Source organism: Sinomicrobium weinanense, from assembly GCF_018863395.1.
Classification (GTDB): Bacteria; Bacteroidota; Bacteroidia; order Flavobacteriales; family Flavobacteriaceae; genus Sinomicrobium; species Sinomicrobium weinanense.
This window is the reverse complement of sequence record NZ_JAHKRR010000012.1, coordinates 124939-144969: the sequence shown is the minus strand read 5'-3', so window position 1 is coordinate 144969 and position 20031 is coordinate 124939. Positions and strand designations below refer to the sequence as shown.

Genomic DNA, 20031 nt, shown 5'->3' with positions numbered 1-20031 from the left:
GAGAAGTTAAGCCCATGTGCGCAGATGGTACTGCGAAAGCGGGAGAGTATGTCGCCGCCTTCTTTAAACCCTTCACAGTGATGTGAGGGGTTTTTTTATGCCCGAAAGTGAAGGAAGTAGTGTTACACGTTACAGGTTACAGGTTTGGTATAGTACTTCTAACCTGCAACCTGCAACCAGAATGTCTTTTACTGCTTTGAATAGCCCCTCTTTTTTTATACTTTAGGAGAAAATTTAGAAGCACTATTACCCATATGTCTGCCTTAAGGTTTTTGTCCATTATATTATTGGTTGTATTGCCGAATATTCGCTCCTTCGCACAGCATATAGAAGAACGTGTTTTTCTAACAGAAAAGGGGCTGGAAAATGTTGAGGAAAAACTGGACGAGGGATACAGGGCTTTTGTATTTGATGCCGAAGTGCTGAAGGAAAAACAGATGTTCTTTTTTCAGGGATTTCTGGAAAGACAGGTATCTCCCGATGTTCTGGTGTTTTTGGTAAGGGGAGATGATGCCCGCTTATCGGAAAAACTCGAAAGCCACCCTATTTCCCAATTTGTGGTAAGAGATACCGGAGCTTTAACAAAACCCCTTACGGAGAGTAAGCTGTTGATATTTGGTTCCGACGCTTCCCTGTTCAATACAAAACACTGGATCAACAGGGGCGTTTATGAAAATGATTCCCTGAAAGGAGAAGGATGGTGCCGGTTGTTGAGTTTTATCGATATCAATCAGAAGGAAACAGAGGCCGTAGCAGATCGTATATTGAATTTAACCCTGGAAAAAGAAGGCAAAATGCCGAATTTTATCCGGACACAAAGCCCTTCACTGTGGAAGCCCCGCCTGGACAGTATTTCAAACCTGTCCTTTAATCATGCCGATGTATTGTTTGGAAATCGCCCGCTCAAAGGCGTAAAATGGAAAGAATTGCCTGGATTGAGGTCCTGCGGGCATATTATCACCACATCCGGGAAGCTGTCTCCCAAGAAAAGAGGGTACTGGTTCTCCCCGGATATCTTTTCATTTAGCAGCAGTGTACCAGCGGAGACCAAGGTTTTTAGAGCTTACCAATACGATGTAAAAGAAGCCTTGAGATATTATCTTCCGCTTCATGAAAATACATCGAATACGGTTTTTCCTTACGATAACGGCACCTACACAGATGTAAAATTCATCGATGACCCTGAGAGGGGACATGTAGCCTATTTTAACGGAGAAACAAGTTATATTGACTTCAGGAATTCCCACACAACGGACTTCAGTGAAATAACCGTTTCCACCTGGATCAAACCCGAAAAGATTTCGGGAAGCCTCAGTCTCATCGGTAAGGGAGAAGCCTTTTCTGCAAAGATATTTGATGGCAGGCTGCAGTTTACCACCCCCGGAATAAAGGACCATTACAGTGAAAAGATCACGCTAAAAACAGGGGAGTGGGTACATCTGACCTATGTGTATTCGCTGGAAAAGAAAGTCTATTTCTATCTCAACGGCCGGCTCGTAGGAGAAGCCCCGGCCTCAGCCCTGGAACAGACCGACCATTCCATCCTTATCGGAACCAATCTCTGGGGACAATATTATAAAGGTTGTCTCAGCGAATTTTGTGTATGGAACAGGGCGTTGAGCGACGATGAAGTACGGGATGTATATGCCCTTGGCGTAGTACCGCCAACGGCCGATCGCACGATACTCTATGCTTCAACAGGGGGAGCCCTTCTCATAGCGCTGCTTTTATTCATTTATATCTATTATAAAAGGAAAGCAGTCAAAGATCGCCCCGAAGCGAAGGGCATTGCCGGTAAAAATACGGTGATCCCCACAATACAGGCCGGGAAAGGAAAGATACAATTGCTGGAGGAATTTAAGTTGACTAACAGGGAGGGGAAAGATATCACATTCCGTCTATCCCCCAAACGAAAGGAACTCTTGTTGCTGTTAATACTCTATACCCTGAAAGAAGGTGGTATTTCTTCCCAAAAAATGGCCCATTTACTCTGGCCCGGCTTTTCCCCGGAAAGCGTAAAAAATAACCGGAGTACACACATCCGGGAAATAAGGAATCTCCTCGAAGAAGAGCTGAATGTCCGTATTGTGTATTCCAACAAAGTGTGGCGTTTTGAAGCCGGGAATGACGTAGCTATTGATATTAATGAAATAGACCGTAAGATCCCGTTGTTTTCCCGGTCCAAAAAAGAAATCTCCGGAAAGGAAGACCTCCTGGAATGTGCAAAACTGGTGAGCCGGGGGCCTTTGTTGCCGCAAACCGACCTGGAATGGGTAGACAAGTTCAAATCCGATTACGGAAATGCAGTCCTGGATGTACTCGTGCCCTGCATAGAAAATCCTGATTGGCTTACCGATAAAGAGGCTCTTGAAGTCATCCGGGCCATACTTACCATAGACCCTTTATACGAATCTGCTGTACGGTATAAAGTGACCGTTCTGATGAAGGGAGGGAAACACACGCTGGCCAAAAAAGCCATAGAACAATACAAAAGGCTGTACGAAAACTTTTACGGCGAGGTTTGTGAACCCGATTTTCTGGCCCAGGCCGAATAAAATACCTTTAATTTTTCCCGTTACCCCGGATATTACCCCGGTTAATATCCCGTGTACCAGTAAGTTTATACCGTTAAACTTTAAAATCAACCTAGCATGAAGAACAACCGAAGAAAGTTCTTAAAAAACCTGGGACTGGCGGGAGCAGCTACGGCCGTTACCCCGGCCATCCTGGCCAAAGAAGCCGTACACGAACAGGGGCGCAGGATCGCCTATTTAAACCGTCCCGGTCTTCTATCCGAAGAAAAGACATTAAAACTCGCCCTTATAGGAGCAGGAGGAATGGGATCGGCCGATTTAAATACGGCACTTCAACATGATAATATAGAGGTCGTGGCTGTATGTGACCTGTATGACGGTCGCCTGGATAAAGCCAAAGAAAAATGGGGAGACCATCTTTTCCTGACCAAAGATTACAAAGAAGTACTAAAACGGAAAGATGTGGATGCTGTGATCATAGGTACACCAGATCACTGGCATAAGCAGATCAGTATTGATGCCCTTAATGCAGGGAAACATGCCTATTGTGAAAAACCCATGGTACACTCGGTAGACGAAGGTCACGAACTGATCAGGGCCTGGAAAAAATCAGGTAAGATATATATGGTAGGAAGCCAGGGATTGTCCTCTTTGGGCAATGAAAAAGCCAGGCAACTCCTGGCCGAAGGTGCTATCGGAGACATTAATTATGCCGAGGGCCTCTGGGCAAGGCATTCCCCTCAGGGCGCCTGGCAATATGCCATTCCCGGGGATGCTTCCGAAAAAACGGTGGATTGGGACCGCTATATCTCCAATGCACCCAAACAACCTTTTGACCCGCTCCGCTTTTTCCGATGGAGAAACTACCTTGACTACGGTACCGGGATGTCCGGCGACCTGTTTGTTCATCTGTTTTCCAGCCTGCATTTTATAACCAATTCCAACGGACCGCAAAAAATATCGGCCATGGGAGGGCTCCGATACTGGAAGGACGGCCGCGAGGTGCCCGACGTGCTCCTGGGAATATTCGACTACCCGGAAACCGAACAACATCCCGGGTTTGACCTGTCCCTCCGGTGTAATTTTGTAGACGGGACCAGCGGATCAACCTACCTTAAGCTCGTGGGTAGTAAAGGTTCCATGAATATTACCTGGACCGATGTTACGCTGAAGCGGAACAACCACGTCGAAGAAGATTCTTTTCTCAAGGAGAAAGCAAAAGAAATGGGAGGATATGAAGGCCGAAAAAAAATACTTCCCCCCACAGAAACCGTTTACCAGGCAGAAAAAGGCTATAAAGGAGCCCATTACGACCACTTCGCCAATTTCTTCAGGGCCATACGCCACGGAGGGACCGTAGTGGAAGACCCGGTGTTCGCTTTCCGTGCAGCCGCTCCGGCACTGTTGTGTAATGACAGCTATTTCCAGAACAAATATATCAACTGGGACCCGGTGAAGATGAAAGTGATCTGACCGTAGATAAATTCGGAGTTAATGAGTTGGAGGTGAAAACAATAAATTGTGATACTCCCAAACTCCCAAACTCCCAAACCCAAACCCATAAAAATATAACCCAATGAAAAAGAAATTGCTTACCTTGGGAATGGCCGCCCTCTTCCTGGTATCCTGTAAAATGGATAAAAAAGAAGAACAGAAAGAAGCCGGGCCACAGGCAAAAATAGATGTGACCCATACGGAAAATGCCCTTACGGACAAGGAAAAATCCGAAGACTGGATATTGCTGTTCGATGGAAAAAATGCCGACGGATGGAGGGGCTATAACCAGGAAACCCTGCCGGAAGGCTGGGTTGTGGAAGACGGGACCCTGAAATCCCTCGGAAAGGGAGGAGATATCGGGGGTGATATTGTCTATGGCAAGGAATCCTTCGAAAATTTTGAGTTTTCCCTCGAATGGAAGATCGCCGAAGGCGGAAACAGCGGAGTGTTCTATCACGTGCTCGAAGGAGACCAGTACAAGGCCCCCTATTACAACGCCCCGGAATTTCAGCTTGTGGACCAGGTAGGTTTTCCCGGAAAACTGGAAGACTGGCAGTCTATCGGAGCGGATTACGGCATGTACATACCCGACTATGAAGGCGCTGTAAAACCCGCCGGAGAATGGAACTCCAGCTGCATTGTTTTTACCCCGGAAAAAGTGACGTACTGGCTCAACGGTAAAAAGACCGTAGCGTTCGAACCCTGGTCCGATGACTGGAAGAAACGGAAGTCCGAAGGTAAATGGAAAGATTATCCGGATTACGGCGAGGCCAGGTCAGGATTGATCGGGTTGCAGGACCACGGGAGCTTTATATGGTTTAAGAACATTAAAATAAGGAAACTTTAAATATTAAAACTATGAGATTACAAGTATTGAGAACCGGATTACTTTCCTGCTTTGCAGCTTTAATGCTTACCGCCTGTAATTCAGGTAAAACAGAACTCTTTAATGGCAAAGACCTTACCGGATGGGAAATATACGGTACGGAAAAATGGTATGTGGAAGACGGACTGTTGGTGTCCGAAAGCGGTCCGGATAAGAAATACGGATACCTGGGCACAGATAAGAGTTATAAAAATTTCGAACTCGATGTGGAATTCATGCAGGAAGCCGATGGTAACAGCGGTGTATTTTTCCGTTCTGGTATAGAAGGGATCAAGATCTCCGGATGGCAGGTAGAAGTAGCCCCGCCCGACCTTCATACAGGAGGGGTCTATGAATCATATGGCCGTGGATGGCTGATAAAGCCCGAACCCGAAAAGGAAAAGAACCTTAAATACGGCGAATGGAACCATATGAAGATCCGGGTGCAGGGAGATCATGTAACCACCTGGCTCAACGGGCAGGAAATGATAGATTTCAAAGACGCCAAGATCGGAGAGGCCGATGGAAAAATAGCACTCCAGATCCACGACGGCGGAGGAATTAAAGTGTATTGGAGAAATATCGTCCTGAAAGAACTTCCCCAGGCCGAATAACATCCGATCTCATACAAAGGTAACGTCCCCTGGATAAACACCCCCCCTGTGTCCCCCCTCAAGGGGGGAGCTTTGTCTCCTTTTAAAGGGAGTTACGGCTCCCCCCTTGAGGGGGGACACAGGGGGGGTGTCCTCTTTTAAAAAATCCCCTTCAAAACCTGTAACTTACAACCTGCAACCAAGAACCCTGAAACAAACTCATCCCACCTGTTGCACTACCTTCAAAATATATTTATCTTAGATGTAAATTTCAGAGCGATGAAAAACCTTTTAATCCCCGCCTTTATACTGTTGTGTATGACAGTATCTGCGCAAAAACAAAACGTTATGGACAAAGAAAGTATCTACCAGTTCAAAGTAGAAGACCTTTATGGTGACCAGTTTGATTTCAGCAATCTGAAAGGAAAGAAGGTCATGGTGGTCAATACCGCCAGTGAATGTGGCCTCACCCCGCAGTATGAAGGCCTGCAGGAACTCTATGACAAGTACAAGGACCGGAATTTCGTAATTGTTGGGTTTCCCGCCAACAACTTCGGTGGACAGGAACCCGGAACCGACGAGCAGATCGCTGCTTTTTGCGAAAAAAATTACGGGGTGACCTTCCCCATGATGAGTAAAATATCAGTGAAAGGAAAAGACATGCACCCGGTGTATGAGTTCCTCACGGAAAAAGAGAAAAATGGCCTGGAAGACTCGGAGGTGCAGTGGAATTTCCAGAAATACCTTATTGATGAGAACGGTCATGTAGCCAGGGTGATTTCCCCCCAAACCCTTCCGGCGGACCAATCCATCATAAACTGGATCGAAAAATAACAAGATAACCTGCTTACTTATGAACAAAAACATTTTTGGTGTAAACACCATTTGTACTCACGAAGGAGAACTCAAGGATGAAAAATACCATGGAGCCATCTCCCCGTTGTATATGGCTACGTCCTACGCTTTTGAGAATGTGGAGGAAAAACGCTATCCCCGTTATTTCAACACGCCCAACCAGGTAGCCCTGTCCCGTAAGATAGCAGCCCTCGAGCATGCCGAAAAAGGCCTGATATTCGGGAGTGGCATGGCGGCCATCAGTACTGCCTTACTGGCTTTTCTTCAAAAGGGAGACCATATTGTACTTCAAAAAACGCTCTATGGCGGGACTTTTAACTTGGTGACCGAAGAGTTTAAGAAATTCGGTATAGAATATACATTTACCGATGGCTGGTCTCCGGAAGATTTCGAAATCTGCATCCGGGACAATACCAGGGTGATTTATTTTGAAACACCGTCCAATCCGCTGTTGACCATAACCGATATTAAAGCTGTTGCGCAAATCGCCCGTAAACATGGTCTGGTATCAATGATAGACAACACCTTTGCCAGTCCCATCAACCAGACCCCGCTGGATTTTGGTATCGATATTGTGATACACAGCGCCACCAAGTACCTCGGCGGGCATAGCGATATACTGGCCGGTGCCGTAGTAGGTTCTGAAGCACATGTAGAGCGGATAGCGCAATTAGCCAAAAATTTCGGTGGCAGCCTCAGCGACTACACCGTATGGCTGCTGGAACGCAGTATAAAAACACTCGGACTGAGAGTAAAAGCCCAGAACCGCAACGCCAAAAAGCTGGCCCGCTTTCTGCATAAGCATCCCGATGTATCCAAAGTATACTATCCCGGCCTTAAAAGCCATCCGGAATATGCACTGGCTAAAGAACAGATGAAAGGATCCGGCGGCATGCTGTCCTTCGAACTTCACGAAGGCCTGGATGCCTTGCAGTTTACGCGTGAATTACAACTCATAAAACCTTCCATGAGCCTGGCCGGAGTGGATAGCACCATCAGTTCGCCCATGCTTACCTCTCACGCCCTGCTGAGTGCAGAAGAAAGGGCCCGACAGGGCATCAGTGACGGATTATTGCGCCTTTCCGTCGGTATAGAGGATAAAAAAGATCTCATAAGGGATATAGAGGAGGCCCTGGCTAAAATAAAAGAACTGGTCGGGTAGGCACAAAAGCCCAAGAAGGATAAAATAGGTCCTTCAGCCAGAGGAGCAAAGGAATACAGAAAGATTTTCTTTTCTTTGCTCCTGTAATATTTTTAGGAATCATTTTTAATAGAAAGGGAACACAAGTGAAATTGGATATATTAGCTATCGGTGCACATCCTGATGATGTAGAACTCGGGTGCGGTGCTACCATAGCCAAGGAAGTGGCGCAAGGTAAAAAGGTAGGAATACTCGACCTGACCAGGGGAGAGCTCGGTACCCGGGGATCCGCAGAGCTCAGGGATAAAGAATCTGCCCGGGCAGCCGAAATACTCGGTGCCGCCGTAAGGGAAAATCTCGCCTTTGCCGACGGTTTTTTTGTAAACGACAAGGCACATCAACTGGAGATCATAAAAGTAATTCGCAAGTACCGCCCGGAAATAGTGCTTTGTAATGCGATTGACGACAGGCATATAGACCACGGAAAGGGAAGTAAGCTAGCCAGCGATGCCTGTTTTCTGAGCGGCCTGATAAAAATAGATACCGGACAGGGAGCCTGGCGCCCTAAGCAGGTATACCATTACATTCAATGGAAAAATATAGAGCCCGATTTTGTAGTGGATGTCTCCGGGTATATAACGACCAAGGTAGAAGCCGTGTCGGCTTATGCCTCACAGTTTTTCGACCCGGGCAGCAAAGAGCCGGAAACACCCATAAGCAGCCGGAATTTTTTAGACAGCATTACATACAGGGCCAGGGATTTAGGTCGGATTATAAACGTGGAGCACGCCGAAGGATTTACAGCCGAACGCCATGTGGCCGTACGCTCACTGGATAATTTGATGTAAAATTTTGGACTTTTTTCTTTGCAGATAAGCGATAAAAAATTACATTTGCATCCGCAATTAGACGGTGGTTGTAGCTCAGCTGGTTAGAGCGCTGGATTGTGGTTCCAGAGGTCGCCGGTTCGAACCCGGTCTTCCACCCGTAAAGGAGTATCCTCAATAAGGATGCTCCTTTTTTGTATCCGCCCTACGCTCCCCCTCTTTTTAAGCCAATAATTATCTAAGTGTTCTTTTGGGCTTCTTCTTTCAATTTGTGTTATTTGTCTTTCTGAACTCGGACGGATTCATCCCTTTATATTTTTTAAATACACGGTTCAGGTGGCTTTCATCAGAGAAATTAAGTTCGTAAGCGATTTCGTTTATTCGCATATCGCTGTGCAGCAGCCTTGTTTCGACCAATCTCAATTTGTAGTTGACAATATAGCTTTGCAGGGTTTCACCTGTTTGCTTTTTAAAGTAACGTCCCAGGTAATTCGGCGATATATTAAAATGGTCACTGAGATTTTCTGCCCTTAAATTTCCTTGGTCAAAAATATTTTCCTGAATGTATTGCAATATCTCTAATACTGGTTCGCCGGTGTTTTCTTTTACGTTCTTAGGAAGTTTCAAAGCAATATTTCTCGCCACAATGGTAATGATGGTGTCAACGATTTGCCCTGTAATGCGATTGTAGTACAACTGTTGATTGGTTTGTTCGTTCAGGATACTTTCAATAAGCGATGCGATCAATGGCTTATCTACTTTGTTTTTTAAGATACATCCCGGACGGTGACTGGCATTTTGCAAAATATATTCCACCTGGTTTACGGCGTCTTTGTCTTTGCCGGTTTTTTCCTTTACAAATAATTCATTGAAACGGAGAAAAAAGAAAGTTGTGGGCGTGGCGATATCAAATGAATATACATCCTGTGGGGTTAGTAAAAATAAATTGCCTTTGCGGTAGTTAAACCTGTTTTTGTTTACTATTTGAATGCCTGTTCCCTCTATTACATAGATCAATTCAAAAAAATTGTTGCGCTTCGTGGTTTTGGGAAAGTGTTGCATTTCTTTCCATTCTATTTCATAAGGCCTGTATAAAGTTTCTCCTTTCATGGGAGTGAAAATACAAAAAAAGTGTAAAATAGTACAAATTAAAATATGTGTTTCCTGAATAAATTTGCCTTATCAAACTATGAGCAAATGAAAATTTTAATTATCGGAGCAAATGGCAATATCGGAAAAACAATTACACCTGCCTTGCAACAAAAACATGAAGTAATTACGGCGGGAAGAAACAGTGGCGATGTTTCGGTGGATATTTCTTCCATCGCTTCCCTTGAAAAACTATTTGCACGAATAGGAACTGCCGATGCAGTTGTTTGTGCGGCAGGCGACAGTGTTACAAGCGACCTGCTTTCTATGACAGGTGAAAAATATTTTACAGGAGTGCAGCAAAAATTATTGGCTCAAATAAATCTTGTAATCACAGGTTTGAAACACATCAATGACAATGGTTCATTTACCCTCATATCAGGCAAAATGGGTGAAGATCCTGCCAAAGGCTCGTCGGGCAAAGCCGTAGCAAACGGCGCTGTAAACAGCTTTGTACTGGCGGCTGCATTGGAAATGCCAAGAGGTATAAGGATTAATGTGATAAGCCCGTCTAAAATCACAGACATAGCTACCGAAGATTTGGTTAAAGGCTATTTAAAAAGCATTGCAACTTCGGCTAACGGAGAAATTATAAGAATTGGTTACAATTAAAAAACAAATAAGTTATGCCACATTTTATTATTGATTGTTCGGCAAATATTTTAACACGGATGCCCGAACCCGAAATTTTAACAGCAGTATTTGATGCTGCTAATGCAAGCGGTCTTTTTACAGAAGAAGATATTAAAGTAAGAATAAACCCTTATGTGCGGTATGAAGTCGGAGGTAAAAAGACTGATTTCATTCATGTATTCGGATATATTCTTGAAGGAAGAACGAAAGAGGAAAAAGCCGACTTGTCGCAACGAATCGTAAAAACACTGACGGGCTTGTTTCCTGATATTGAGTTTATAGCTTCAAGTGTAGATGAATTTACAAAAGCCGGTTATTGCAACAGGCATTTATTGACATAGAACTCGTTTAAACCTTTCGCTTCAATTCGAAAAGTTTAAACGAGTTCATATTAAACAAAATAAATTTTAAAAACAAACAATAAAGTTATGAGAAACTTAAAAACAAACAACGAAGTTATGAGAAATTTGATGTGTGCTGCATGTATAATGTTATTTACTGCATTACAGGCACAAGACGTAAGGCTGTCAAAAGAAAACAGAAAACAATTTGTAGGTACATGGTCGCTGGTAGCAGTAGAAAATACCAATGCCGATGGAAGCAAAACATTGCCTTACGGCGAAAACCCTTTAGGTTTACTTGTGTTTACTGACGCTGGTGAGTATGCCATACAAATTTTAAAAGCTGTGCGCCCAAAGGTTGCGGCAGGCGATAAGAATAAGGCTACACCGGATGAAAACGCTGCCCTGGTGCAGGGCAATAATTCGCATTTTGGTACATATACTGTTCACCCTGAAAAACACACTGTTACTTTCAATGTGCTGCATGCTTTTTATCCTAACTGGGAGGGCAAGGCGCAGGTACGTTCTTACAAACTTGAAAACAATATGCTGAGCTATGTTGTAACCAATACCACTAATGGTGGGGCTGTTACGGCAACTGTGGTATGGAAGAAAAAATAGTTGTTTTTGCCTTTTATGATACCATACCCAAAATGGATATCACATAGTAAAAAATCCCGTTCGGTTAGATTCGAACGGGATTGTCTTTTCTACATGTCATAAAGTTACTATTCCCCGGCAATCCTGTTTTCCCTGTTGGCGATCTCCCACACAGTATAAAATACCAGTCAGGCACATTTTTTAGCAGATCGTAGTTGATCTTGTCCGGAGCATCCCCATGAAAAATAAAGCCCAGGGAGTGCTTTCGATATCCTGTTCCGTTAGTGATATAGGAATCTCGAAGAAGCCCGGATCGGTGTAAGAATCACTGTTTGGATATATTTTTTTCTTTTTTTAAAAAAGAAGATGGATGAGAAAGTTCATTTTAAGAGCAAAGAAGATTTTGTATATCTTTATGGCAAATCAAAAAGCAATAAACTAACCTAATAGATGAAAAAGATATTACTACTATTCGGGGTATTTCTCCTGTGGAATTGTTCGGGTGATGATGATAAGAATGTTGAAGAAAATGAAGAAAACCAACAAGAGGAGTATGAAAGAATGCAAAACGAACAATTAAAAGGAACCCTGCGAAACGCCAGGATCGTTTTTGAATTCGGGATACAGGAAAATGAACTGGAAGAAAAGTTAAAGTCCTATAAGTATAAATACGAGATCGATAACTTTTTGTGGGGAGAATATTATCGTTTTAATGATAGCCCCATGTATGGCATGTATCATCGGGAAGTAAGTATAACCGACTACTATGAACAATGGATACTTATCCCGAATACTTTGTTCTATGAAAACAATGCGGAGGGCACCAGGGTGTCGCCCTTTGTTAATTATTCCTATTTTTATGAGAATAATGAAAAATCTTATTTAGGGGAAAAATGGGGAGATAGGGAAGATATGAGCAGGCCTTATTACCAGGTGCAGATGCACATAGAAAAGGTGAATGAGGAAACCTATGACATTGTAAAGAACTGGATCCTGGAAATGGACGAGGTGAAAGGTGCGTTTGTGCCGGTAAATGATCTGAAATATACTAATGAAAGGATAGTGCAGGAGGGGATGATTATTGAGATGGGAGATTCGCCTGAGATGTATTCCACATTTCCATTTGTTATCGTCCGTTTTTACAGTGACAAAGCACCCGAATATGCCCAATATATGGAATAACGATCGTATCAGCCTTCCGAATAAAACTGTTGAATAATATTTTTGACAGTTTTTTGTTTCCGTAGTATTCCATAAATAGGTCGATCTCAAAAAATTTTTGGGATAAATCTTCCGGAAGCATAAAGTCTTTTTATCATCACATAGACATAAAAAATAGTACTTGTTTTCAGGAACAGCTATATTATCGTAATATTACGATATAAGAGTTCATATCCCCTGGTTTGGATATTTTATGTAACCCGAACCGGGCTTAAACCTGAAAACACACCATGAACACTGTTTTTGATGTTATAGTTATCGGCGGAGGGCAAAGCGGCCTGGCAACGGGGTATTACCTCAGGAGGGCTAAACTGAACTATCTGATCCTGGACGACCGGGAAGAGCGGGGTGGGGCATGGCAGAGTGCCTGGGATAGCCTCACACTGTTTTCTCCGGCCGAGCACAGTTCCCTGCCCGGATGGCTGATGCCGAGATCAGAAGGGCCCTTCCCGACAAGGAAGGAGGTCATTGATTATCTCACCAGGTACGAAGAACGTTACGGGTTTCCTGTGCAACGCCCGGTCCGTGTAAACAATATAGAACGGCAGGACGGGATGTTCAGGCTTATCACCACCAAAGGTGATTTTTATGCCAGGACAGTGGTCGCAGCAACAGGAACGTGGGCTGATCCTGTGATCCCGGATATCGAAGGAAGGGAAGCATTCAAGGGTATACAGTTACACTCGGCCCGGTATAAAAGTCCTGAAACGTTTCAGGGGCAAAAGGTGTTGGTGGTGGGCGAAGGGAATTCAGGGGCGCAGATCATGGCCGAAGTATCAAAATACAGCCGGGAAGCCAAATGGGCCACCCGGAAAGAGCCGGAATTCCTGCCCGACGAAGTGGACGGACATTATCTTTTTAATATAGCCACGGCCAAATATCGCGCTGAAAAGGAAGGGAAACCCTTTGACAGGTCCAAATACAACCTCGGGAATATTGTTGTAATCCCTTCCGTAAAAGAAGCCCGTTCCCGGGACGTTTTGAGATCCGGCGGTTCTTTTACCCGTATGTATGAAGAAGGAGTGGTCTGGGAAGACGGCACCCGGGAGGCTTTTGATGCCGTGATCTGGTGTACCGGATTTGGCTATGCCACTTCCTTTCTGCGCAACATAGCCCGCCAGGATGCCAAAGGTATTGTAAAAACCGACGAAAGCAGGGCAACAGAGGCCCCCGGCCTGTGGCTGGTAGGCTATGGCGGATGGACAGGCTACGCTTCGGCAACCCTGATCGGTGTAAACCGTACTGCCAGGCAAACGGTTAGGCAGATTGAAGAATATTTAAAGCATACTGAAGCGCAAATAATCTCCGGAGTGGAAAACAACAGATAAAACGAATAGTTCAAAAAAAATCCCGCCTGGATTCAACCGGGCGGGATTTTTTATGTTGTCTGATTTAAAGCGCTATTCCGCAGCCTTATCCACAACCAACCTGTTCTCGCGATTGGCAACTTCCCACGCAGTGTAGAACACCAGCCTGGTACGGTTTTCCAGCAGATCGTAGTTGATCTTGTCCGGAGTGTCGCCGGGGCGGTGATAGTCGTCGTGGGTACCGTTAAAATAAAAGATAACGGGAATGTTGTTCTTCGCAAAGTTGTAGTGATCGCTTCGGTAATAGAACCTGTTCGGGTCGTTGTCGTCGTTATAGGTGTAATCCAGTTCTATCTGGCAGTATTTTTTATTTACTTCCTCAGACAGGTTGTGGAGCTCTGTGCTCAGTTTGTCCGAACCGATCAGGTACACATAATTCCGGTCTCCTTCTCTTTTCGGGTCAATCCTCCCGATCATATCGATATTGAGGTCGGCAACGGTGTTTTCTAACGGAAAGATAGGGTTTCGGGTGTAGTAGTCAGATCCTAAAAGCCCTTTTTCTTCTCCCGTAACATGAAGGAATACGATGGAGCGTTTGGGGCCGTTCCCGGCATCTGCCGCTTTTTTAAACGCCTGGGCGATCTCCAGGAGCGCTACGGAACCGGAACCGTCATCGTCCGCACCATTATTGATCTGGCCGTCTTCTGTAACCCCGATATGATCCAGGTGCGAGGAAATCACAACATATTCTTCCGGTTTTTCCGTACCCCGGATAAGGGCCACTACATTTTCAGAGTTTACCTCATTGGATTGCCCGGAAAAGGCAATATCGAAATCAGTATCGATAACCGCCCCTTTGTCCTGCGATTCTAATTCCGGGCTGATCGCTGTGGCCATATCATTGCTGATAAAAGCATAAAAGAAATCTTCGCCTTCATCACCTTTTAACTGCATCCTGCCGTTTTCAGCTCTTTGTTTCAAAAAGTTGAATTGCTGGGAGATCATATCAAAATTGGTTTTGTCGATCAACAGCATGCCTTTGGCTCCTTTTTTCATGGCGATGTCCAGCCTATCGGGCATGGATATTTTAATGTCAGACCATTTGGAGGCTTCTGAAGTTCCGGATATAAGGTAATTACCATCTTGGCCTTTCGGTTCGTCTACCATGATGGCTATAACCTTTCCTGTTACGTCGAGATCCGTGTAATCGGAATATTTTTCGTCCTCGATACCATAACCGGCAAAGACGATCTGGTTTACAGTATATTCGTTTTTTGCGGGAGCGAAAAAGGTTACGAAATCCTTTCCTATTTCATAAGACTTGTCATTCAGTGTGATCGTAGCTTCGGGCATTCCGCTGATCTCCAGGGGTACTTTCTGAAAATAATCGCCATTGTCCTTTGCAGCTGGAACCCCGATCTTTTCGTAGTGGTCTTTCAGGTATTCAACAGCCTTTTTCTGTCCGGGTTGCCCGGTTTCCCGGCCTTCGAACTCATCGGAGGCGTAGGTGTATAAATGATCTTTTAATTCCTGCTGGGTTATGGTCTCCGCAAAAGGTACGGGATTATAAGCAGCCGCTTTCTTTGAGGGAGTCGTGGTCTTTTGGGAACTGTTGCAGGCAAACGCTACGGACAGTGCCAGATAAAGTATTTTTCTCATTTTGTACTATATAAATTTGTCAAATATATAGAAAATGGAATATATGGAAAATGAATGTTTTCTTAAAGTTTCGGACAGCAGGTTATGAATGGTAAGAAAGGGGCGGGGAATGGGGAGAAAACAGATGGAGTTTGTGATAGCCAGAAGGCTTCTACGGTTGCAATAGCCGTTAATTGGCTACTTCACTGATAAACTTAATGCGATACAGCCTTAGTTCTTCATCTTCGTAGTCACCGTCAAACTCTTTCATGGCAAGGGATATCTTGTCCGATTCTGCATCGAGGAAATATTCGTGGAGTTCTTCCTGCTGGTCTTCATCGAGGATATCGTCTATCCAATAGTTGATGTTCAACTTGGTGCCGCTGTATACGATCTGTTCCATTTCTTTGATAAAATCGTTCATTTTCAGTCCTTTGGCATCTGCAATGTCATCGAGGGGGAGTTTCCGGTCTACATTCTGGATAATGTAGAGTTTAAGGGCAGAATTGGCACCGGTACTTTTTACGACGAGATCGTCCGGGCGGATGATGTCGTTATCCTCCACATAGCGGGAAATGAGGTCCGTAAAGGGTTTTCCGTATTTCTTGGCCTTGCCTTCTCCCACGCCGTGGACATTGAGCAGTTCCTTGACGCTTACAGGATATTTCAGGGCCATATCTTCCAGGGAAGGGTCCTGAAATACTACAAAAGGAGGGACCTGGAGCTTCTGGGCTTCTTTTTTTCGAAGTTCCCGGAGCATATTGAGGAGTTGCCCGTCGGCAGCGGTCCCGCTGCTCTTTTTGGCGGTGATAATGGTATCATTGCCGGAGGTCTCGTAGGTATGGTCTTCCGTCATCATAAAAGATTGCGGATCTTCCAGGAATTTTTGTCCTTCTTCAGTGAGGAACAGCACTCCGTAGGTTTCGATCTCCTTCCTCAGTAATCCGGCTACCAGCACCTGTCGGATCAGGGCCATCCAGTGTTTGGGGTCTTTTCCCTTACCCAGTCCGAAGAAAGGTTTCTCATCGGTTTTGTGCGATTTGATCAGGGCATTGACTTTACCGACGAGCACATTGACGATCTCCTTGGCCTTGAACTTCTGGTTAGTACGCTGCACGATGGTAAGCAGTTTTACTACATCGTCCTTGGCCTCGTGCTTTTTCTTGGGATTGCGGACATTGTCGTCCATGTCTGCGCCATCGCCGTTCACCTCGTCAAACTCTTCGCCGAAATAGTGCAGTATAAATTTCCTCCGGGACATGGAAGTCTCGGCATAGGCGACCATTTCCTGCAGGAGGGCGTGACCGATCTCCTGTTCGGCCACGGGTTTTCCGGCCATGAACTTTTCGAGTTTTTCGATATCCTTGTACGCATAGAACGCAAGGCAATGACCTTCGCCGCCGTCTCTTCCGGCCCTTCCGGTTTCCTGGTAATAGCTTTCGATGCTTTTGGGAATATCGTGATGAATAACAAAACGTACATCGGGTTTGTCAATACCCATACCGAAAGCAATGGTGGCCACTACGACATCTACATCTTCCATGAGGAACATGTCCTGGTGCCTGGCCCTGGTCTTGGCATCCAGTCCGGCGTGATAAGGCACGGCACTGATACCGTTCACCTGGAGCGTCTGGGCCAGTTCTTCGACCCGTTTTCTGCTCAGGCAGTAAATGATGCCCGATTTTCCGGAATTTTGTTTGACAAACCGGATAATATCGGCATCCACGTTCTTGGTCTTGGGCCGTACTTCGTAAAACAGGTTGGGCCGGTTAAAAGAAGCCTTGAACGTGTTGGCATCGGTGATCCCCAGGTTCTTCAGGATGTCTTCCTGGACCTTTGGGGTGGCCGTAGCCGTCAGTGCTATAATGGGGATGTCCCCTCCCAGGCGTTTTATAATGGTCTTGAGGTTCCTGTATTCGGGGCGGAAGTCGTGCCCCCATTCCGAGATACAGTGCGCTTCGTCTATCGCTACAAAAGAGATCTTGACAGACCTTAGGAACTCGATATACTCTTCTTTGGTAAGTGATTCCGGTGCCACATACAGGAGCTTGGTAGTACCTTCCCGAATGTCGTGCATTACCGTTTTTATCTCATTTTTGGTAAGCGAGGAATTTAGCACGTGGGCAATGCCGTCATTCGAAGAGAGGCCCCGAAGGGCATCGACCTGGTTTTTCATCAATGCTATAAGGGGAGATACTACGATAGCTGTGCCTTCCTCGACCAGGGCGGGTAACTGGTAACAAAGGGATTTCCCTCCGCCCGTGGGCATGATCACAAATGTGTTGTGATTATCAACTATGCTTTTAACGACACCTTCCTGTAACCCTTTAAACTGGTTAAAACCGAAATATTGTTTTAACTTTTTATGCAAGTCAATTTCAACTGAACTCATTCTATCGTTTTACTATTTTACATACATTTGCACAACTAAAGATATAACATTCTTTATTTATTACAAATAATAAATCTCTAAAAAATTTTGAGTAATAACGAGGCTATAAAAGCAGTTGCAAAAGAAGTAATAGAAATTGAAAGTAGCGCAATAAGTCACCTAAAATCTTTAATAGATGACGAATTTTCCGGTGCAGTTCAATATATTTTTAACAGTTCGGGAAGGGTCATTATCACCGGAATCGGAAAAAGTGCGATTATAGCTACAAAGATCGTGGCTACACTCAACTCTACCGGAACTCCTTCCATATTTATGCATGCTGCCGACGCCATTCACGGCGACCTGGGGACCATACAGGAAGACGATGTGGTGATCTGTATTTCCAAAAGCGGTAATACGCCGGAAATAAAAGTATTGGTGCCCCTGATCAAAAACGGAAAGAACAAGCTCATCGCCATAACGGCCAACCGGGAATCGTTTCTCGGGCAACAGGCCGATTTTGTGCTCAATGCTTATGTCGAAAAAGAGGCCTGCCCGAACAATCTGGCGCCGACCACAAGCACCACGGCACAACTGGTTATAGGGGACGCCCTGTCCATTTGCCTGCTGAGCCTCAAAGGGTTTACCAGCAAGGATTTTGCCAGGTACCATCCGGGCGGGGCACTGGGCAAGAAATTGTACCTGCGTGTCCGGGATATTTCTTCGGCCAATATGAAACCCCAGGTAGCCCCGGATACGGATGTACGAAAGGTTATCGTGGAGATCTCAGAGAAAATGCTGGGAGCCACCGCGGTGATTGACAACGGAAAGATCGTTGGAGTGGTCACTGACGGAGATATCAGGCGAATGCTGAACAAATACGACAATATCAACGGACTTACCGCCGGAGACATCATGAGTAAAAACCCGAAGAGCATACAGGCCGACGCGATGGCGGTCGATGCGATGGAGGTCATGGAAAAACACAGTATTTCACAACTCCTGGTGGAAGATGAAGGTGCATATGCCGGGGTTATCCACTTACATAACCTAATTAAAGAAGGGATCATATAATGGCAAAAAAGAAGCATGAGGAAATGTCTTTCCTCGACCACCTGGAAGAACTCCGTTGGCACCTGATACGGGCTACATCAGCTATTGTCCTGATAGGTGTATTTGCCTTTCTGGCTAAGGATTTTATTTTCGACACCATACTTTTTGGCCCGAAGAAACCGGATTTTGTGACCTATGAATTTTTCTGCAAGATATCCAAATCCATGGGACTGGACGAGAGTTTCTGTATCAAGGAACTGCCCTTCCAGATCCAGAGCCGTACGATGGCCGGACAGTTCTCAGCACACATCTGGACTTCCATCTGGGCGGGGTTTATCCTGGCGTTTCCGTATGTGCTGTATGAGTTTTGGAAGTTCATAAGCCCGGGCCTGTACGAGAACGAGAGAAAAAATGCAAGAGGGTTTATCATCATAGCTTCCCTGCTGTTCTTTACGGGGGTACTGTTCGGATACTACCTCATTTCCCCGTTGTCCATCAACTTTCTGGCATCCTACCAGGTAAGCCAGGAAGTACATAACGACATCGACCTGAGTTCCTATACCTCTACGATAAGGACCTCGGTCATTTCCTGCGGCTTGATCTTTGAACTGCCGATACTGATCTATTTCCTCACCAGAATAGGCCTAGTCACTCCGGAATTCCTCAAGAAATACAGGAAAATGGCCCTGGTGATCGTACTGATCCTGTCTGCGATCATCACCCCTCCGGACATTACCAGCCAGATCGTTGTAACCATTCCTATCTTTATCCTGTATGAAGTGAGCATTGTTATATCCAGATTTGTTATCAGGCAGCAGGAAAAACAAGAAAAAGCCCTGAGAAAAACGTAGAGACGCACAGCCTGCCCCGTTTTTTCGGGGGCTGTGCGTCTCAAACGGGAAGATCAATCGTTGAAGGACATAAGGTATACGTTCAAAAGCAAAAGAGCATAAAAATGGCAGACATAGTAAAAGAGTTCAACGACTATCGCTCCAGGATGAACGAGCGTATCCTGGAAGACAATAACAAGATCATAAAGCGTATCTTTAACCTGGATACCAATGCCTATATGCCCGGAACACTGGATGTAAAGACCAAGGAACTCCTGGGTCTGGTGGCATCGGCCGTACTCCGGTGCGATGATTGTGTGAAATATCACCTGGAAAGCTGTTACAGGGAAGGGCTTAGCAGGGAAGAGGTCGCAGAGGCCCTGGGTATTGCCACCCTAGTAGGCGGAACCATAGTGATCCCCCACCTGCGAAGGGCCTATGAGTTCTGGGATGCCCTGGAAGCTGGTGCCAGGGGTAGTGATCAGTGATCGGTAATCAGTAATCGATGGTCAGTATCGGAGTACTAAATACCGATTGCTGATTACCGACCACCGAAATACCGTATACCAACTATCG

At 45.3% G+C, this 20031-nt stretch carries 18 protein-coding genes and 1 tRNA gene; 16 read left to right on the top strand and 3 right to left on the bottom strand.

Annotation, left to right across the window (positions count from 1 at the left end):
* The first annotated feature begins 254 nt into the window (after positions 1-254).
* The 8 genes from KN811_RS20570 to KN811_RS20535 all read left to right on the top strand — a co-directional run bounded on the left by KN811_RS20570 (position 255) and on the right by KN811_RS20535 (position 8472).
* The gene (locus KN811_RS20570) at positions 255-2555 is read left to right on the top strand and encodes a LamG-like jellyroll fold domain-containing protein (RefSeq protein ID WP_187966827.1); all 2301 of its coding nucleotides are present in this window, start codon (positions 255-257) and stop codon (positions 2553-2555) included.
* Positions 2556-2651: 96 nt separating this feature from the next.
* Positions 2652-4007, top strand: coding sequence for a Gfo/Idh/MocA family protein (locus KN811_RS20565; RefSeq protein WP_187966826.1), 1356 nt, complete (start codon positions 2652-2654; stop codon positions 4005-4007).
* A gap of 103 nt (positions 4008-4110) precedes the next feature.
* Positions 4111-4878, top strand: a complete 768-nt coding sequence (locus tag KN811_RS20560; protein WP_187966825.1) for a DUF1080 domain-containing protein — start codon at positions 4111-4113, stop codon at positions 4876-4878.
* A gap of 11 nt (positions 4879-4889) precedes the next feature.
* Entirely contained in the window at positions 4890-5510 is a 621-nt protein-coding gene (locus tag KN811_RS20555; protein ID WP_187966824.1) for a 3-keto-alpha-glucoside-1,2-lyase-like domain-containing protein, read from the top strand.
* A 258-nt stretch (positions 5511-5768) separates the two neighbouring features.
* Positions 5769-6323 (top strand): glutathione peroxidase, encoded by a 555-nt coding sequence (locus KN811_RS20550; protein WP_187966823.1) that lies wholly within the window; start codon positions 5769-5771, stop codon positions 6321-6323.
* 19 nt (positions 6324-6342) lie between these two features.
* Entirely contained in the window at positions 6343-7506 is a 1164-nt protein-coding gene (locus KN811_RS20545) for a trans-sulfuration enzyme family protein (protein WP_187966822.1), read from the top strand.
* A 125-nt stretch (positions 7507-7631) separates the two neighbouring features.
* The gene (gene bshB1, locus KN811_RS20540; RefSeq protein WP_187966821.1) at positions 7632-8333 is read left to right on the top strand and encodes a bacillithiol biosynthesis deacetylase BshB1; all 702 of its coding nucleotides are present in this window, start codon (positions 7632-7634) and stop codon (positions 8331-8333) included.
* Positions 8334-8396: 63 nt separating this feature from the next.
* Positions 8397-8472: transfer RNA gene (locus tag KN811_RS20535), tRNA-His, on the top strand.
* A 104-nt stretch (positions 8473-8576) separates the two neighbouring features.
* Here the strand turns inward: KN811_RS20535 and KN811_RS20530 are convergent.
* On the bottom strand, positions 8577-9422 hold the full coding sequence (locus KN811_RS20530) for an AraC family transcriptional regulator (protein WP_187966820.1): 846 nt from the start codon (positions 9420-9422) through the stop codon (positions 8577-8579).
* 87 nt (positions 9423-9509) lie between these two features.
* On the opposite strand from KN811_RS20530, the gene KN811_RS20525 reads away from it, so the two are divergent.
* The 5 genes from KN811_RS20525 to KN811_RS20505 all read left to right on the top strand — a co-directional run bounded on the left by KN811_RS20525 (position 9510) and on the right by KN811_RS20505 (position 13584).
* Positions 9510-10073 carry a short chain dehydrogenase gene (locus KN811_RS20525; protein ID WP_187966819.1) on the top strand — a complete coding sequence of 188 codons (564 nt, stop codon included), beginning with the start codon at positions 9510-9512 and terminating at the stop codon, positions 10071-10073.
* 14 nt (positions 10074-10087) lie between these two features.
* Positions 10088-10435, top strand: coding sequence for a 5-carboxymethyl-2-hydroxymuconate Delta-isomerase (locus KN811_RS20520; RefSeq protein ID WP_187966818.1), 348 nt, complete (start codon positions 10088-10090; stop codon positions 10433-10435).
* Positions 10436-10522: 87 nt separating this feature from the next.
* Positions 10523-11056: a lipocalin-like domain-containing protein gene (locus KN811_RS20515; protein ID WP_216334989.1), complete on the top strand. Its 534-nt coding sequence runs from the start codon at positions 10523-10525 to the stop codon at positions 11054-11056.
* Positions 11057-11485: 429 nt separating this feature from the next.
* Positions 11486-12217 (top strand): hypothetical protein, encoded by a 732-nt coding sequence (locus tag KN811_RS20510; protein WP_187966817.1) that lies wholly within the window; start codon positions 11486-11488, stop codon positions 12215-12217.
* Between the two features lie 269 nt (positions 12218-12486).
* Positions 12487-13584, top strand: a complete 1098-nt coding sequence (locus KN811_RS20505) for an ArsO family NAD(P)H-dependent flavin-containing monooxygenase (protein ID WP_187966816.1) — start codon at positions 12487-12489, stop codon at positions 13582-13584.
* Between the two features lie 72 nt (positions 13585-13656).
* On the opposite strand, the gene KN811_RS20500 is transcribed toward KN811_RS20505, so the two are convergent.
* Both KN811_RS20500 and recQ read right to left on the bottom strand, forming a co-directional pair.
* Positions 13657-15222 carry a M28 family peptidase gene (locus KN811_RS20500; RefSeq protein ID WP_187966815.1) on the bottom strand — a complete coding sequence of 522 codons (1566 nt, stop codon included), beginning with the start codon at positions 15220-15222 and terminating at the stop codon, positions 13657-13659.
* A gap of 169 nt (positions 15223-15391) precedes the next feature.
* Entirely contained in the window at positions 15392-17593 is a 2202-nt protein-coding gene (gene recQ / locus KN811_RS20495) for a DNA helicase RecQ (protein ID WP_187966814.1), read from the bottom strand.
* Positions 17594-17680: 87 nt separating this feature from the next.
* On the opposite strand from recQ, the gene KN811_RS20490 reads away from it, so the two are divergent.
* The 3 genes from KN811_RS20490 (at position 17681) to KN811_RS20480 (ending at position 19943) form a co-directional block, all read left to right on the top strand.
* Positions 17681-18646 carry a KpsF/GutQ family sugar-phosphate isomerase gene (locus KN811_RS20490; protein WP_187966813.1) on the top strand — a complete coding sequence of 322 codons (966 nt, stop codon included), beginning with the start codon at positions 17681-17683 and terminating at the stop codon, positions 18644-18646.
* Positions 18646-19476, top strand: a complete 831-nt coding sequence (tatC, locus tag KN811_RS20485) for a twin-arginine translocase subunit TatC (protein WP_187966812.1) — start codon at positions 18646-18648, stop codon at positions 19474-19476. Before KN811_RS20490 ends, tatC begins: the two co-directional genes overlap by 1 nt.
* A gap of 104 nt (positions 19477-19580) precedes the next feature.
* A complete protein-coding gene (locus KN811_RS20480; RefSeq protein ID WP_187966811.1) occupies positions 19581-19943 on the top strand; it encodes a carboxymuconolactone decarboxylase family protein in 363 nt (120 codons plus the stop codon).
* Positions 19944-20031 lie beyond the last annotated feature (88 nt).